The following is a 1,682-nucleotide window of genomic DNA, read 5'->3' on the forward strand; positions in this document are numbered from 1 at the left end:
TTGATTTCATCTGAGTCTGCGAGCAGCCGGACCTTGGGCTGGTCCTCAACCGTTACTGCTTCCTCTGCGAAGGCTGTGATCTGTTCAGAGCGGGGATTGATATAGAGTGCAGGCTCGTCTCGTTCGGGAATCATCTGTGTGAAAATATGTTGTTTGGCCATATTATATAACTTTACAGATATGTACTTAATCAGTAGAAGCTACTATTCGCCTCGACTCTCATCCCGAGCGCGAAGGCGCAAAGCGTGTCTGGCTCAACCAGTCCGACGTGAACGACGAGGCCAGAACTCTGACTGATGAGGCGCAGTCTCCACATACGGTAAGAAGCACCGAGGCGGATGGGACCCTCGGTACCATTCTGTCCCTATGGGGTGGAGCTACCACCCATGGAAGACGTGGGAGGCATATTGTATTGGTGTTTCGGAAGGTGGTAGGCTGTTTCGCAGTGGGCTTTCAACGTGATCGCCACAGCTGTCGTTACAGATTCAAATACTGTTACAGACTCTATAGTTATTACAGATTTTGATACGTGTTACAGTCTATTTGGGAGTGTCATAGCATTCTTTTCACCGTGTTTATTCCCCAGTATGGATACTGAATCGGCCGTGAGAACCAGACTCGTTAATGATTGCTGTCACTCAACGGAGCCAGGGCCCTCTTTCTCGAATAGGCGAGTCCGACTGATTCGTTAGATGGCCATCATATGAGAATATGATTTCAATTAAATATGATACACGGCTCACGTGATGTAATGACCTCAACTCCAGACACAGCCGATCTTTCGACGTCTGAGTTACGCGTCTTCAGAGAGGCGGTCGAAAGCACGGGCCATGTCATCTACTGGACCGATACATTGGGTCGAATCGAGTACGTAAATCCAGCGTTCGAAGATCAGACGGGCTACACCGAAGAGGAAGCCATCGGCCACAACGCCAACATTCCCCAGTCCGGCGTCCACGGCGATCAATTCTACGAGCGCCTCTGGGAGACGATCCTTAATGGCAACGTCTGGAAGGGGCAACTCACCAACGAGCGGAAGGACGGAGAGCGATACATCGTCAAGCAGACAATCTCCCCCGTCACGGACGCCGACGGGGAAATCGTCCGGTTTGTCGCTGTCAACGAGGACATCACCGCCCTCCGAGAGTCCCAAGAGAAACTCCAGCGGGAGCGAAACCGGTTCGCTAACCTCCTCGACGCCGTCCCGGTTCCACTCGTCATCGCTGCCTTCGACGGAGACGAGCTGGAGGTAGAACAGGCGAACCAAGCGTTTGATGACACGTTTGGCTTCACCGACAGCCAACTCAAGGAAACGTCGCTTGACGACCTCATCGCCGACAAGGCTGAGTCGGCACGGGCACACAAGATAAACGAACGGGTACGAGACGGGGAGCGTGTCCGCAGAGAGGTGACGCGACAGACGGCAGACGGCGATCAGCGAACATTTCTGCTGACTGCGACCGCCTTCGGCAGCGAACCGCACGAGGAATCGCTGGCAACGTATCTGGACATCACCGATCTGAAACACGCACAGGTGGAGCTCAGACAGCGCACCGAAGAGCTGGAGAACTTTGTAAACGTCGTCAGTCACGACGTCCGCAACCCGCTCAGCGTGGCGAGCGGCCACCTTGACCTGCTCGCCGCCGAACACGAGGGCCCGCACGTCGAGACCATCCGGGACG

The 1,682-nt window shown here is 54.5% G+C and carries 1 protein-coding gene; it reads left to right on the forward strand.

The features are described from left to right. Positions 1-751: 751 nt before the first annotated feature. On the forward strand, positions 752-1,682 hold a 931-nt coding region (locus U4E84_RS16865; RefSeq protein ID WP_322533262.1), incomplete at its 3' end, for a PAS domain S-box protein.

This window comes from Halorubrum sp. AD140 (assembly GCF_034497445.1).
GTDB lineage: Archaea > Halobacteriota > Halobacteria > Halobacteriales > Haloferacaceae > Halorubrum.